The sequence below is a fragment of the Lichenifustis flavocetrariae genome (assembly GCF_026130545.1).
GTDB lineage: Bacteria > Pseudomonadota > Alphaproteobacteria > Rhizobiales > Beijerinckiaceae > Lichenihabitans > Lichenihabitans flavocetrariae.
Window position 1 is genome coordinate 1 of record NZ_JAMOIM010000071.1, and the last position, 14,676, is coordinate 14,676.

Annotated in this window: 9 protein-coding genes and 5 pseudogenes; 9 read left to right on the forward strand and 5 right to left on the reverse strand. The window is 62.3% G+C overall.

Annotation, left to right across the window (positions count from 1 at the left end; all coding sequences use genetic code 11):
* The 3 genes and pseudogenes from M8523_RS33960 to M8523_RS33970 form a co-directional block, all read right to left on the reverse strand.
* Window positions 1-218, reverse strand: a pseudogene (locus tag M8523_RS33960) (hypothetical protein); the annotation flags it as partial.
* A gap of 37 nt (window positions 219-255) precedes the next feature.
* Entirely contained in the window at window positions 256-921 is a 666-nt protein-coding gene (locus tag M8523_RS33965) for an NADPH-dependent F420 reductase (RefSeq protein ID WP_282589249.1), read from the reverse strand.
* A 58-nt stretch (window positions 922-979) separates the two neighbouring features.
* A complete protein-coding gene (locus M8523_RS33970; RefSeq protein ID WP_282589250.1) occupies window positions 980-2,062 on the reverse strand; it encodes an alkene reductase in 1,083 nt (360 codons plus the stop codon).
* A 522-nt stretch (window positions 2,063-2,584) separates the two neighbouring features.
* On the opposite strand from M8523_RS33970, the pseudogene M8523_RS37020 reads away from it, so the two are divergent.
* Window positions 2,585-2,802 (forward strand): annotated as a pseudogene (locus M8523_RS37020) (hypothetical protein); the annotation flags it as partial.
* Between the two features lie 60 nt (window positions 2,803-2,862).
* Here the strand turns inward: M8523_RS37020 and lon are convergent.
* Window positions 2,863-4,572: pseudogene (lon, locus tag M8523_RS33975) on the reverse strand (endopeptidase La); the annotation flags it as partial.
* Between the two features lie 618 nt (window positions 4,573-5,190).
* Between lon and M8523_RS33980 the strand changes: the two are divergent.
* Entirely contained in the window at window positions 5,191-6,726 is a 1,536-nt protein-coding gene (locus M8523_RS33980) for a methyl-accepting chemotaxis protein (RefSeq protein ID WP_282589251.1), read from the forward strand.
* A gap of 340 nt (window positions 6,727-7,066) precedes the next feature.
* Here M8523_RS33980 and M8523_RS33985 read toward each other — a convergent pair.
* Window positions 7,067-7,279 (reverse strand): annotated as a pseudogene (locus M8523_RS33985) (IS3-like element ISMtsp5 family transposase); the annotation flags it as partial.
* Between the two features lie 457 nt (window positions 7,280-7,736).
* Between M8523_RS33985 and M8523_RS33990 the strand changes: the two are divergent.
* From M8523_RS33990 to M8523_RS34020, 7 genes and pseudogenes are all read left to right on the forward strand, one after another.
* A pseudogene (locus tag M8523_RS33990) lies at window positions 7,737-7,868 on the forward strand (IS5/IS1182 family transposase); the annotation flags it as partial.
* 151 nt (window positions 7,869-8,019) lie between these two features.
* On the forward strand, window positions 8,020-9,942 hold the full coding sequence (locus M8523_RS33995; protein WP_282589252.1) for a methyl-accepting chemotaxis protein: 1,923 nt from the start codon (window positions 8,020-8,022) through the stop codon (window positions 9,940-9,942).
* A gap of 24 nt (window positions 9,943-9,966) precedes the next feature.
* Window positions 9,967-11,556 (forward strand): chemotaxis protein CheW, encoded by a 1,590-nt coding sequence (locus M8523_RS34000; protein WP_282589253.1) that lies wholly within the window; start codon window positions 9,967-9,969, stop codon window positions 11,554-11,556.
* A 97-nt stretch (window positions 11,557-11,653) separates the two neighbouring features.
* Complete coding sequence (gene cheB, locus M8523_RS34005) at window positions 11,654-12,706, forward strand: chemotaxis-specific protein-glutamate methyltransferase CheB (protein WP_282589254.1); 1,053 nt, start codon at window positions 11,654-11,656, stop codon at window positions 12,704-12,706.
* Window positions 12,707-12,713: 7 nt separating this feature from the next.
* Window positions 12,714-13,328 (forward strand): HEAT repeat domain-containing protein, encoded by a 615-nt coding sequence (locus M8523_RS34010; RefSeq protein WP_282589255.1) that lies wholly within the window; start codon window positions 12,714-12,716, stop codon window positions 13,326-13,328.
* Between the two features lie 4 nt (window positions 13,329-13,332).
* Window positions 13,333-14,196, forward strand: a complete 864-nt coding sequence (locus M8523_RS34015) for a CheR family methyltransferase (protein ID WP_282589256.1) — start codon at window positions 13,333-13,335, stop codon at window positions 14,194-14,196.
* 11 nt (window positions 14,197-14,207) lie between these two features.
* Window positions 14,208-14,597, forward strand: coding sequence for a response regulator (locus M8523_RS34020; RefSeq protein WP_282589257.1), 390 nt, complete (start codon window positions 14,208-14,210; stop codon window positions 14,595-14,597).
* Window positions 14,598-14,676: the final 79 nt, after the last annotated feature.

The window sequence follows — 14,676 nt, forward strand, 5'->3', positions numbered from 1 at the left end:
CTTCCATGGCGAATGGAACTATACAATCGTTCCAAGGCCATCATAATCAGCGCGATAATTTGTCGACGCTGCCTAAGGGCCATCGCACCGACGTGGCTGACCGCCATGGCTTCGGCCCACGTTTTTGCGGTCCCCGCGTCAGGCGCCTCCCTTGCTTCTCCACGAATGAGGTCGCCCTCGCTGCCGATGTCGAACGGGACGGCCATGTAGGTGATCATGATGGCATCCTGGCGACGTCGCAGAATGGAGCGAGGCTCACGTGACGGCGCTCCATTCCGGCGTGCGGTGCTTGCTCGCCTGGTCCAGCGCGCGACGAACGCCGGCCGCGTCGAAGTCGCTGCCGTAAACCGGGGTGCCCGGCTGCTGCCGCCAGGAGGCATCGAGGCCGCCGGCATCGACGGGATCGAACCCCAGTTCCTGGACGAGCGCCATGACCGTGGCCTTGGCCTCCGGATCGTCGCCCGCGACCGGCAGGGCGATGCGTCCCGGCGTCCCCTGCGGCTGCCCAAGGTCCATCAGGTGCCCGGCGTGAATGTTGTTGAACGCCTTGATGACCGGACGGCCGAGTTGCTGCTCGACCCAGACGCTCTCCGGCAGGCCGCCCTCGATGGGAGCGATAAGGCCGTCGCGCTGGCGCGGGTAGTAGTTCCCCGTGTCGACGACGACTAATCGCTCCGGGGCGTCGGCGAACAGGCCGGCGGGCAGTTCGGGGATGCGTGTCTCGGGGATCGTGACGACGACGAGATCCACGTCGCGGACCGCCTCGACGGCCCACACGGCGGTCGCGCCCGTCGCTGCCGCCAGCTCTTTCAGCGTCTCGGGTCCGCGCGAGTTCGCAACGACGACGCGGTGTCCGAGCGCGGCCAGGCGGCGGGTCAGCGTGCCGCCGATCTGGCCAGAGCCGATGATTCCGATTCTCATGTTCGCACTTGCTCATTGTTGAAGACGGATTGCGGAAGGCCGCGACTCCCCACTTCGGTCATCCGGGAGCCCTGGCGTAGTCGACGTAGCCCTTCGGCCCTTGTTTATACCACGTCGCCACGTTGCCTTCCGTCAGCGCTAGATGGTCTTGGATGCGGTGGGGGTGATCCGGGTTGGCCCGGAACGCCCGGCCGAACGCGATCGCGTCGGCCCGGCCGTCGTCGAGCGCTGCCTGCGCCCGAGGGGCTTCGTAGCCCGAATTGAGTACCAGGGGTCCCGTAAAGACCTTGCGGATGCCCGGCGCGACGGGGGCCACGTTGGACGTTCCAAACGTGCCGTGCGGCTCGGGCTCGCGCAAGGCGAGGAAGGCGAGCCCCATCGACCCCATGCAAGCGGCGGCCGCGACGAAGAGCGTCTCGGGGTCGCTGTCGTCGACCCCCTGGATCGCGCCGTTCGGCGACAACCTCACGGCGGTCCTGCCCGCTCCCACTTCCGCAACCACGGCCTCCGTGACCTCGCGGAGCAGCCGGATGCGGTTGCCGACCCTGCCACTGTACTCGTTGCGGCGATGGTTGGAGCCGTCACGCAGGAACTGGTTAATCAAGTAGCCATTCGCGTCATGCACCTGGACCCCGTCGAAGCCGGCGTCGATGGCGTAGCGCGCGGCGAGCCGATAGTCCTGGATCAGCCCTGGGAGCTCGTCGATCCGCAGGGCCCGCGCCTGTGCGTAAGGCTTCTCGCCGTTGTAAGTGTGGGCGTGGTCAGGCGCCGTCGTCACCGAGGCCGAGACCGGCTGCGCGCCGACGACGAAGTCGGGATTGACGAGGCGACCCCTGTGCCACAGTTGCGAGAAGATGCGTCCACCCGCGCCGTGCACCGCGGCGGTCACCTGCTTCCAACCCTCGACCTGCTCCTCGCTCCAGAGGCAGGGCGCGAAGGGCATTCCTAGCCCCTGCCGGCTGATGCCGGTCGACTCCGAGATGATCAGCCCGGCGCTGGCGCGCTGCGCGTGATACTCCGCCATCAAGGGCGTCAAGACGTGGTCGCGGGTGGCGCGACCTCGCGTCAGGGGGCCCATGAGGATGCGGTTTGGCGCTTCGATCGCGCCGAGCCGGATTGGGTCAAACAGGGAAGCGGTCAATTGGACCTCAAGGTCGCGGGAGCCTGATGCGAAAGGGCCCGCGTCGTTCTCGTTTAGGTGGCATGCCGTCATTGGTTGGTGCCTGCTCACCGGGTGCATGCGACGTGGTCACGCATCCGTTGACATCGCCTCCGATCGAGATAATGGACTGACGCTGAAGCTATACTGGGGACCCCCCAAAGGCACGAGGCGATCACGGGTAGTGACTATTCGGAAACGGATCCTGGTCGACCTCTCGTGAGGGTCACTCTTCGGAGCCTATTTGGTGTCCATCCTCGTGCTGATTTAATGCTGGGAGCCACAACGGCACGGAGCTATGGCGCGGCCTGAAGACGCTCGGCTTTTAAGGCTCTCTTCGCGTGGTCAGTGAGTGGAGAACCCGGTGCCGGCGAGCCGAGATGGTGACAAACGAGTAGCTCCAGCGAGTTCCCTCCGCCGGGATCATCGTACAGCTCATGACTACCGAGCCCCGACCTGGACGGCTCGATTGCAGCTTCCATGACCAACCTTATGACCACCCTTGCCGTTGGGATCCGCAACCACAGGGCCGCTGCGTAGCCGCAATCGCGAGCCCGTGATCCAACAGCCAGACCGAGGGGCAGATCACAAAGCTCAAGCTGGTGAAGCGGCAAATGCACGGAAGGTTCAAGATCGACCTGATTGAAGCTCGGCTTCTCCGCAACCCCATGAGCATCATCCCAATTGCGTCAGACCCAGGGTTGGCAGCGTCTCCAAGCTGAGTGGTACGGAACCCTCACCGACAATCCGATATCGCCGCAGCTTTGCTTGTTAAACGGCGACTATGAGGCGCGTCTGAACGTATCGGCGGAAGCTGGAGAGCCCAGCGTCTCCGCAACCGCGTCATCGACTGTGTCCAGCCAGACGAACCGGAGCCGCTCCCGTGCACTTGGCGGGATATCGTCGTAGTCGCGGCGATTGCGTGCGGGTATCAGAACAGTGTCGATCCCGGCCCGGGCGGCTGCAATGACCTTCTCTCGAACGCCCCCCACCGGTAAAACCAGGCCGCGCAGGCTGATCTCGCCGGTCATCGCGGTCGTCGAAGGCACCGCCCGCCCTGTCATCAGCGAGGTCAGCGACACGAACATCGCGACGCCGGCCGACGGACCATCCTTGGGTGTTGCACCTGCCGGAACATGCACATGAATATCGCTGGCCGCAAAGAGGGCCGCATCAATCCCGAGGCCAGAAGCACGCATCTTCAGCAGGCTCAAGGCGGCCTGGGCGCTCTCCTTCATCACGTCGCCCAACTGCCCCGTCAGGATCAGCTTGCCACTGCCCGGCATACGGCTCGCCTCGATGAACAGGATGTCGCCGCCGACCGGTGTCCAGGCCAGACCTGTGGCGACGCCCGCCGCCGATGTATGCTGGGCGACATCGGCATCGAAGATAGGTGGTCCCAGGATGGCCGCGACCTCGGTGGCGCCGATGGTGAGCGGATGGTCGCCGGTTTGAGCGACGCGAACGGCGACGTTGCGGAAGACGGCGCCGATCTGGCGCTCCAGGCCGCGCACGCCGGCCTCGCGGGTATAGCCGTCGATGATCAACTCCAGACCGGCCTCGTCCAGGCCGACGGCACCTTTGGAAAGACCGTTCTGGATCATCTGGCGGCCGATCAGGTGACCGCGGGCGATGGCCACCTTCTCCTCGGTTGTGTAGCCCGATAGGCGGACGATCTCCATGCGGTCGCGCAAGGGGCCGGGGATGGTATCCAGCATGTTGGCGGTGGCGATGAACAGCACCCGGCTGAGGTCGAACGGCACGCCGAGATAGGCATCGCGGAATGTGCCGTTCTGCTCGGGGTCCAGCACCTCCAGCATCGCCGAGGCCGGATCACCCTGAAAGCCGCCGCTGCCGAGCTTGTCGATCTCGTCAAGCATCATGACACAATTGCGCGCGCCGGCGCGGCGGATCGCCTGGATCACGTTTCCGGGCATGGCGCCGACGTAGGTCCGTCGATGCCCGCGGATTTCCGCTTCGTCATGGACGCCGCCAAGACTGAGCCGGACGAATTTGACCCCCACTGCACGGGCGATGGATTGTCCCAGGGACGTCTTGCCCACGCCAGGAGGGCCGGCGAAGCACAGGATCGGGCCCTTACCCTCGGGATTAAGCTTGCGGACCGCGAGAAATTCCAGGATGCGACGCTTGATCTTGTCAAGGCCGTAGTGATCCTCGTCCAGTATCCGGCGTGCGTCGGCGATGACGATCGTTGGTTCGTCGGCGATGTGCCACGGCAGTTCCGACAGCCACGCGAGATAGGACCGGACCGTTCCCGCCTCGACGGCGCCCTCCGGCATTCGCTCCAGACGCCGCAGCTCCCGCTGGGCCGTGATCGCCACGTCGGGCGGCAACCCGGCCTGGGCCAGCGCCTGCTTCAGGGCGTCGAGCTCCGGTACGGCGTCTTCGGCCTCGCCGAGTTCTTTTTGAATCGCCTTGAGCTGTTCGCGCAACATGAATTCGCGCTGGCGGCCCTCCATAGTGGCACGGGTGTGGATCAGCATGGCGATAGACCCCCAATCGGCTCCGAAGAGTTACCCCATTGAAGCCTACGATTGCTCATATTTAACAGTGGGTTAGACCCGTATGGCTGGGGTAACTCTTCAAGGCCTATCGGGGGGTCCAGGGTACGCCGATTCACACTCGGCGTTGAGACGCGGCAGGATGCCTGCAGGCTGTTCCGCGAGACCGGAACACCGCTCCGGTCAGGCCGCGCACAGCATTGCGGACCAGCTTGCGACTATGGTCGGTTCGCCGGGCAATCTGCTTCAGCGGCACCCCTTGCTGAGCCAAGGCAAGAATGGCTGCGACGCCTCAAAGAAGCCAACAGGGGGAATGGGCGTGGATCACGAGCCGATCAGAACCGCGCGTCACTCGATTGATGTCGCAGCCGGGAAGGGCAAAGGTGCAAGCATCTCCCTCGTGTCAGGAAACGCCGCATTATTTGTCAGTTAATACCCTATAATCCCAATTATTCTTTACATTGTAACAAATTATGAACGTTTAAAGAACTAAATAAGAGATAAAGCGAACATCCTCAAGCCTCGCTCGATGTCCTGATACTGCCAATGTTGAGGCGACAGACGCGAAGTTACAATGAAAGATAGGCAATGATGTTCGGATCCACGAAGCTCAGGCGCTTGCTGGCCATGCGTGATCTTCAGTTGAGCAACATTCGCGAACGTGCCGAACTGCTCGACGACGCCTGCGGGGTCGGTCTCTGGGAAGCCGTTCTCTTCCAAGGCGATGCGATGCACGCCAAAAGCATCTGGACGTGGTCCCCCGAGTTTCGCCGACTGCTCGGGTATGAGAGTGAATCCGAATACCCAAACGTGGTACAGTCCTGGTCGGACCGGTTGCACCCGGACGATGTGGCGCCGACCTTCGCGGCCTTCGTGGGTCATCTCGCGGACAAATCGGGCCGATCCCGTTATGACGTCACCTATCGCCTCAAGGTTCGTGATGGGTCTTATCGCTGGTTCCGCGCGACCGGTGGGTGCCGCTACGCGTCCGACGGCCAGACGGTTCGTGCCTGCGGTTCGCTGACCGATATCCACAAACAAAAGGTGGCCGAATTTGCCGCCGCGACCGAAAGCGAGAACGATAAACTGATCCTGACCGCGCTCACGAAAGCTCTGTCGGCGCTCGCCTCAGGCGATCTTACAACTCGCATCAACGAGATGGTGCCGCCGAAGTCGCAGTCGTTGAAGGACGATTTCAACCGCGCGGCGGTTGAGTTGCAGGAGACCATGAAGCAGATCGCGACCAAGAAGGATGCCATCCACGCGGGAAGCGGCGAGGTCACGAGTGCCACCGACGACCTGTCGCAGCGCACCGAGCAGCAGGCTGCGAGCTTGGAGGAGACCGCGGCCGCACTCGACCAAATCACGGCCACGGTCAAGAAGACCGCCCAAGGCGCCAGCCATGCCCGCGAAGTCGTCGGCAATGCCAAGGGCGACGCGGAACGTTCCGGCGAAGTCGTCGGCCGGGCGATCAGCGCGATGAACAATATCGAGAAATCGGCCGTCCAGATCGGGCAGATCATCGGGGTGATCGACGAGATCGCCTTCCAGACCAACCTCCTGGCGCTCAACGCGGGTGTCGAGGCGGCGCGGGCCGGCGAGGCCGGCCGGGGGTTTGCTGTCGTGGCGTCGGAAGTGCGGGCTCTCGCCCAGCGTTCGGCCGAGGCCGCGAAGGAGATCAAGGCGCTGATCCATGCGTCGGACAGCCAAGTGAAAGTCGGTGTGGAACTCGTCGGCGAGACCGGTCAGGCGCTGTCGCGGATCGTCGGCCAGGTGGCCGACCTCAACGTCGCGGTTGCCGAGATCGCTGCCTCGGCCCAGGAGCAGGCGGCCGGACTGCAGCAGGTCAACACGGCCATCAACCAGATGGATCAGGTCACCCAGAAAAACGCCGCCATGGTGGAAGAAACCACAGCCGCGGCGCACAACCTGTCTCAAGACGCCGACGAACTCGCCCGCCTGGTCGCCCGCTTTGACATCGGCGCGGATGTCGTCGAGCGGCCGGCCCATCGGACAGCCCGCACCAGCAGGCCTGTTCCAGCGATGAAGACCGTCGGCCGCGGCGGTGCGGCCCGTCAGCCCGCCAAGGCGGCGAGCGCTGAGACTGAATGGGAGGAGTTCTAACCCTGGCCAAAGCGTGTCGCAACAGCCCACGTCAAGCCACACCTTCTCTTCCGCCTTCCAACGCCACCAGCCGGGCACGTCAGCAAATCGCATGAACTGAGGGTTGCCGTTGTCCGGCCAAGTGTCCAAGCGAGCCCGTGCACACGACCTGCCTTGACCTAAAAGGGTCACGAACAGGGCGCCAGTCAGCGAAGACGGCGCAGGCTGTCAACGGCGGCGCAATCCCAGGCCAGCGGGGCGGAGACACATAGGCCAGTGATGGGGTGATGTGCAAAGGGACCCGATCGGTGTGGATAGGCGTGGAATAAGGGCTCTGTCCTTGGCGAAGCCGCCGATTGGCGCGCACGCCCTGGCGGATCGGTTCCAGCGCCTCAAAACGGTTCCCGTGATGAGCGGCATGCACGCCGACGCATTCGGCATTGTGGTGGTCGACGGCGATGAACACCGCCACTTGGCCCTCGTGGGTCCAGGCCGTCGTCATATCCGTCCCCCACATCGTGTCGATCCTTGTGGGTATGATGGTGCCGTCGTGATTGCGCGGTCCTCGCGGTGAAGCTGCAACACCGCAGCCGTCTTGCGCTGGCGCAACATCCGCCACCGCGGCCCACCGCCGCTGCGCCAGACTCTGCCGGTCGCTCCGCGCCGCCGCTGGCACTGCCGCTCCCACGAAACGTCCGAGCATTGGGACCTCCTGGCATGTGAGAAGCCAAGCTTCCGGCAAGCCGCCCGGCACCGACCAGTGCTATGGTGACGCGGCGGCCCGTGGTTATTTCCGCTGTGGCCTTGGGCAGCGACGTGGTGAGGTGCCATCCTTCAGCCCGCCGTCATGCCTATTGCAAATGCACGTCAGCCGCGTACAGCGCAGCCCGCGCCACGGGTCCAAATGAGGTTTGAGGCAACAACTAAGGAAATGAGCTGATGGCGGCCGCAGAAAATCTTTCTTATCTGGACGTCTTCAAGGAGATGAAGAAGCTCTCGACAGGTATTGTCGACGCTGGTCGCATTGCAGAAAGTGGTTCAATAAAATCAAACACTTCTGGGCCGTGGCGACCCGCTATGACAAACGGGCCGACAACTTCCTTGCCGGCGTCAAACTCGCATCAGCACGAATTTGGATGCGCTTTAATGAGTCGATCGCCTAACCGCATCACAGAAAATTTATTGTTAGACGAGCAGTTTCATTCCGCCGCACACGTACCCTATTCAACGAAGGAACAGATGTCGGCGGAAGTCTACTTTCTCGGATTTCATTGATTTCGCTGGCCTCGATGGCGGCGAATGGAGCCCACCGAAATGGCACTTGTAAAGAAGGCTGCCCTGGGGACGACCTCAGGCCGCAGTTCGCCGGACGTCGCCATCGGGCGTCTCTCGCGCCTGGCGGACGAAAACCGCAAAACGGTTCGGACCCACGCCCGCCAGCAGAAGGCGGCAGAGCGCATCGCCTCGGCGACCGCGCAGCTTGCCAGCGGCATCAGTGAATCCTCCTCGGCGGCCGAGGAATTACGCAAGGCCATGGAATTGATCGCGGCGGGCGCCGAGGAAGCATCGGCCGCCTCAGAGGAGTCGCGCCGTGCGGTGACCGCGATCACGGCCACGTTGGCGCAGGCCAAGACCACCGCCGATACTTCCAAACAGAAGTCGGATGCGTTGCGGGCTCTGGTTGGCGATTTGTCGAAGCAGATGGCATCGAGCATCATGAGCATCGGAACGGCTGCAGATCGGCAGACCAATTCCGTGACGATGATCCTGGAACTTGAACGCCAAGCGGCGAGCATCGGCGACATCGTGCGCGCAGTCGGTCGCATCGCCGATCAGACGAACCTCCTGGCCCTCAATGCCGCCATCGAGGCAGCCCGCGCCGGCCAGCATGGCAAGGGATTTGCGGTCGTAGCTGATGAAGTGCGCACCCTGGCGGAGACATCGGAAAAGAGCGCCCGCGAAATCCAGGAGCTGATCGGCAAGATTCAGGCCGACGTGAAAGTGATCGCCGAGGGCATCAATGTGTCGGCCGAGTCGGCGCGCTCGGAGGTGATCAAAGGCAAGACGATCACGACCCAGCTCGATTTGGTGCGTGGATCGATGGCCGAAATCCTCAAGGGGGCCGAAGATATCCTCAAATATTCGATCGAGAGCGAAAAGGCGGCAACCGAGGCTCAGAAGGGCTCCGAGACCATCGCTGCAGCCGCCGAAGAGCAGTCGGCGGCCTGCGAAGAGGCGCTGAAGACGGTCGACCAGCAGACGACTGCCCTCTCGCAAAGCGATCAGGCCTCGAACGAACTCTCTGGCTTGGCGGAAGATCTCAAAAACGCAACGGACGTCGGCAAGAGCGCCGAAGGCGTGGCCTCGGCCGCTGAACAATTGTCCTCGGCCGTCGAGGAGATCAACCGATCCGCCACCGAGATCATGACGGCGCTGGACCAGATCAATCGCGGCGCCCAGCAGCAATCCTCGGGCGCCCAGCAATCTGCAACCTCCGTGGCTCAGATGGAGCGCGGCGCGACCGTCACGCAACAGCGCGCCAAGGAAGCTCTGGAGCGTGGCGAGATCATCACCCGGCAGATCACCGAAAGCAGCGCAGGCGTCGATCAATTGATCGCGGGCGTGTCGCAATCTTTGGAGGAAACCAACAAGACTCGCGATCAGGTCAACGCGTTGGAACAGGTCAGCCGCAAGATCGACAAGATCGTCGATGCGATCTCCACTGTGGCGATCCAGACCAATATGCTGGCCGTCAACGGTTCGATCGAAGCCGCCCGGGCAGGCGAGTTCGGCAAGGGCTTCATGGTCGTATCGACCGACATCCGGAATCTGGCGCGGGATTCCTCGGAGAATGCCGAGCGGATCAAGGATCTCGTCAAGGCGATCCAAGACCAGATCGTCGTCGTGCGTCGCGATCTCGATGAGCTTTCGTTAGCGGCCGCCTCCGAGGTCGAGAAGAACAAGCTGATCACCACCAATCTCGTGCTTGTGCAGGACGATCTTGCTTTGGTCGTGACCGGCAACCAGGAACTCCTGACGGGCACGGAGCAGATCGTGCAGATGCTGAGCGAGTCCAGGAAGGGCGTCGAGCAGATCACGGCGGCGGCGCAGCAGTCCGCTACGGCTTCTGGTCAGGCCCAGCAGGCCGCAAAGGAGCAGGGCAAAGGTGCGGAAGAACTGGCGGCCGCCATCGAAGAGATCGCCTCGCTCGCCGACGAACTTCAGAGCCAGAGCTAAGCCCGCCCTTCAGGAGACGTCAACATGTCCACCACGATGGAGGCGGTGCTCGATCGCGACGCCGCGAGCGACCCTTCGGAGGCGGGTGCCGGACCCGAGTCGCGGGCCGAAATCCAGACGACGCGCCAGTTCGTCACCTTTCATATGGAGGACGAAACCTTTGCGGTTCCGTTGACCGACGTGCAGGAGATCATCCGCCTGCCCGCCATGGTGGAGGTTCCGATGGCGACCGCGAGCCTCGAAGGGCTCGCCAATCTGCGAGGATCGGTCCTACCGATTCTCAACCTGCGTCGCATCTTCCAGATGCCGGACGCCGTCCATGACGATTCCACCCGGGTGGTGGTGCTCAACAACGGCAAGCCGGTTGGCTTCGTGGTGGATCGCATGGCCCGTGTCGTGACGGCGGAGCCGCGCGAGATCGAGAGCATCGACGGGATCCGGGCGACGGTCGATACCGGTCTCCTGGAAGGGATCATCAAGCGCGCCCAGGCGATGATCATGATCCTCAACACGTCCAAGCTCGCAGTCGAGATGGGCGGGTTGACCAATCGCGGGCCGGGCAAAACCGGCCGGGATAGCGGCGGCATCCCAAATCGGCAGGTCGAAGCGGTCGTCTCGGACGAGATCCAACTGGTTTCGTTCGAACTCGACCGGCAGGAATATGCGCTGCCGATCGAGAGCGTGCAGGAGATCGTGCAAGTTCCCGAGACGATCAACACGATCCCCAACGCGAAAGGCCACGTGCTTGGGGTGATGAACCTGCGCAATCGTCTGCTGCCGCTCGTGAGCCTTCGCTCGATGTTCGGGCTGCCGGCGACGGCCGTTGGCGAGCAGAGCCGGATCGTGGTCGTGGCGCACACGATCGACGGTCAGGTTCAGGCTGTTGGGCTCGTGACCGATACCGTCAAGGAAGTGCTCCGGGTCCCGCGTTCGATCGTCGATCCTCTGCCCAATCTGCTCGCCTCGGGGGCGGGCCAGCGCGAGATCGAGAACATCTGTCGGTTGGACGGCGGAAAGCGTCTCGTCTCGATCCTGTTGCCGGATCGGCTCTTCCTCAACAGTGCCATCCGCGATGCCATCGGCGAGACGGCGGACACCAGTCAGGAGAGCGACATGAAAGCCGAGGCGGAGGCAACCACCGCCCGCGTTGACGATGAAGAACAATTCGTCGTCTTCCGCGTCGCGGAGGAAGAATACGGCGTACCGATCGAAGCTGTACAGGAAATCGTGCGGATTCCCGAGCAGCTGACACGCGTGCCCAAGTCTCCCGACTTTGTCGAAGGCGTGGTCAACCTTCGCGGCGCTGTGCTTCCGGTCATCGATCAGCGGCGACGCTTCGCGTTGCCGGACAAGGAGCGAAACGATCGACAGCGCATCATGGTGTTCATGGTGCATGAGGTGCAAACCGGCTTCATCGTCGATTCGGTGTCCGAGGTGCTGAAGATCGCCCGGGCGCAAATTTCCGAGGCGCCAGATGTCGCTGTCAACGATGGGAGCGCGGTCACGCGAGTCGCCAATATCGTCAACCTCAAGCGCATGATCCTGATGCTCGACGTCGAGCGGTTGCTAACGAAGTCGGAAACCAATGCCCTGAAGAAAGCGCGGTCGAGCTGACGCCAAAGGAGATGCGGTGATCCGGAAGCGTATCCCGGGTTCCGCTGCAAACCAAACGAGCCTTCGCCTACGTCTCCCGACCGCGCTGGAGCGCTCAATGACCAAGCTTCTGATCGTCGACGATTCTGCCCTCATGCGGAAGTGTCTGCGTGAAATTTTCGAGGGTGCCGGCGGATTCGAGGTGATCACGGCCCGCAATGGCCGCGATGCTCTCGCGCAGGTTGCGCAGCACAATCCCGACGTTGTGACGCTCGACATCAACATGCCTGAGATTGATGGCCTGACATGCCTCTCCGAGATCATGACGACGTCGCCGCGGCCGGTCGTCATGGTGTCATCCATCACGGCCAAGGGCGCACAGGTGACCTTGGAGGCGCTCGAACTTGGGGCCGTGGACTACGTGGAGAAGCCGGGCGGCACGGTATCGTTGAATATCGATAGCGTGCGCAAGGAACTGTTGGTGAAGATCGAGGCCGCGGCCCGCGCCAAGCCGCGTCGGACACGTGGCCTGGTCCAACGCGTCCGCGCCGTCTCCGAACAGCAGCCCAAGGTCCGCCCCGCTCCGTCGAACGATAGTGTCGGGGGAATCGTCATCATCGGCGTATCGACCGGCGGCCCCCGCACCCTGGAAGACGTCCTGCCGGAACTCCCGTCCGATTTCCCCTGGGCGGTGGTCGTGGCGCAGCACATGCCGGGCGCCTTTACGGCGTCGTTCGCGTCGCGGCTCGACAAGATCTGCCAAATGACGGTCGTCGAGGTGACCGGCCCGCTGCCGCTGCGGCGGAGCCACATCTACATTGGCCGCGGCAATGCCGATGTGATCATCGATACGCGCCTTGGCCGCACCATCGTCAATTCCGTAGGGGAGGACAGCACGTTCCTCTGGCATCCGAGCGTTGAACGCCTTGTGAAGTCCGCCATGCGGGCGACCGAGCCGGGCAGGCTTGTGTCCGTGCAACTGACCGGCATGGGCAATGATGGCGCCGAAGCCATGACCGCCCTGCGTAAGGCCGGTGGCCGCACAATCGCCGAACATGAATCGACGGCCATCGTTTACGGCATGCCGGCTGAGCTCATCCGACTTGGGGGCGCCGACACCATCCTACCGTCCGACAAGATTGCAGAACGACTGACTTCCTGGATCATGTGAGACATCCATGCCGCTGATCAAAGCTTCAAACGCCTCGGCCCGGAAGAAATCTCAATCCCTCGCGACGATCGACCGGACCGCCCTCGGTCGCGATCTCAAAAGTGCCGATATCGAGACCCGCATTGCGGCTGTCCGGCTCGCCGCTCGCTTCGGTGAAGCGGAGCTCCTGACCCGGCAGCTCGAAGCCGAAACCGACCCGGCTTTGCGCGAGACCCTGTTGACGTGCCTGGTGCGGATCGGCGGCGTCAAGGCTGCTCGCCCTCTGATCGCTTTGCTCGGCACCGACGACACTCCTCTGCGCAACGCAGTCATGGAGACATTGCAGAGCATGGGTGAGGACGTGCTTTCCGAAATCACGGCGCTGCTGGAGAATGAGAGTGCCGATCTGCGTATCTACGCGGTTAACATTCTTCTGTCTCTACGCAGCCCGCGGGTGCCGGACCTTGCCCTCAAAGTGATCGCGCGTGATCCGCACGTGAACGTTTGTGCTGCGGCGGTCGACGTGTTGGCCGAGGTGGGCCGGCCCGACATGGTGGAAGCCCTTCGCGCGGTTGCCGCGCGGTTTCCTGATCAACCCTTCCTGGCATTTGCCGTCCGCGCCGCCATCAAGCGGATTGGATAGGGCTGTGGCTGTTCCCCTGCCGACCTCGACGAGTCACGCGATCTCGGATGACGATTTCCTCAGGTTTCGGGAGTTTTTCTACCGCAAGACCGGCATCATGTTCCAGGACAACAAACGATATTTCGTCGACAAGCGCATTCAGGCGCAGATCCTCTCAGGAGGCTACGCCAGTTTTCGGCAGTATTTCGACCGCGTTTGCTTTCAGGCCGATAGTGACGAGCTTCAGGCGCTCGTCAACGTCATGACAGTAAACGAGACCTACTTCTATCGGGAAGAATATCAGCTCAAATGCTTGGTTCGCTCCATTCTTCCCGAAGTGGTGAAGACCATGGGTGCGGGTGACACCATCAAGATCTGGTCGATGCCGTGTTCGACGGGCGAAGAGCCTTATTCGATCGCGTTTTATCTGCTTGAACACTGGTCGCGCGTCGATGATTTCAATATCGAGATCGTTGCCTCGGATATCGACACCGATGTCCTGCGGAAGGCCAAACTTGGGCTCTATGCCGATCGTGCGGTCCAGCACGTGTCGCACGACACAGTCGAAAAATACATGACAATGACCCGGGACGGCAAATTTCAGGTCATCGATGATCTGCGCAACTCCATTAAATTCACACAGACGAATATCATCGATGCGATCGAGAACCGGTTCTACCGCGGCTTCAACGTCGTGTTTTGCAGAAACCTTCTGATCTACTTCGACGATTTGTCTCGTCGGGAGGCCGCCGAAGCCATCTTTACCGCGCTGACTCCGGGCGGCTTCGTGTGCCTGGGTCATTCCGAATCCATGAGCCGCATCTCGTCTCTCTTCGAGCTGCGGAAATTTCCGGAAGCAATCGTCTATCAGAAGCCTGTCAAATCTTGAACGGGACCCAGATGCCATACGCCCTGATCATCGACGATTCGAGCACGACGCGACTCTACTACCGCGAAATCTTGGAGGAGGCCGGATTTGTCGTCGACGAAGCCATCAATGGCATCGAAGGCCTCGAAAAGGCGATGAACCAGAGCTTCGACATCTTTCTGGTTGATCTGAACATGCCAAAAATGGACGGCTATACTTTTCTTGATCAGGTTCGTCGAACCATCGAGTTGCAGGCCGTCCCGGCCATCATGATTTCGACCCAGGCCCGCGAGGCCGATCAGACCAAGGCCTACGCGGCCGGCGCCAATCTCTACATGATCAAACCCGTCCACGCCGCCGATCTCACCACCCGCAGTCGTCTGATGACGGGCCAAGGGTCATCGCTCCGGATGGTGTCATGAACCGTAATTACCCAGGCCCTTGCCACGCAAGGAAATCGCTGATTCCCTTAGCGAATGAGCCGATTCGATCTTGAGCGTT

Excerpts from the sequence above, each read along its gene's own strand:
- cheB (WP_282589254.1), top strand. The coding sequence starts at position 11,654 with ATGACCAAGCTTCTGATCGTCGACGATTCTGCCCTCATGCGGAAGTGT.
- M8523_RS33995 (WP_282589252.1), top strand. The coding sequence starts at position 8,020 with ATGGCACTTGTAAAGAAGGCTGCCCTGGGGACGACCTCAGGCCGCAGT.
- M8523_RS34010 (WP_282589255.1), top strand. The coding sequence starts at position 12,714 with ATGCCGCTGATCAAAGCTTCAAACGCCTCGGCCCGGAAGAAATCTCAA.
- M8523_RS33965 (WP_282589249.1), bottom strand. The coding sequence starts at position 921 with ATGAGAATCGGAATCATCGGCTCTGGCCAGATCGGCGGCACGCTGACC.
- M8523_RS34000 (WP_282589253.1), top strand. The coding sequence starts at position 9,967 with ATGTCCACCACGATGGAGGCGGTGCTCGATCGCGACGCCGCGAGCGAC.
- M8523_RS34020 (WP_282589257.1), top strand. The coding sequence starts at position 14,208 with ATGCCATACGCCCTGATCATCGACGATTCGAGCACGACGCGACTCTAC.
- M8523_RS33980 (WP_282589251.1), top strand. The coding sequence starts at position 5,191 with ATGATGTTCGGATCCACGAAGCTCAGGCGCTTGCTGGCCATGCGTGAT.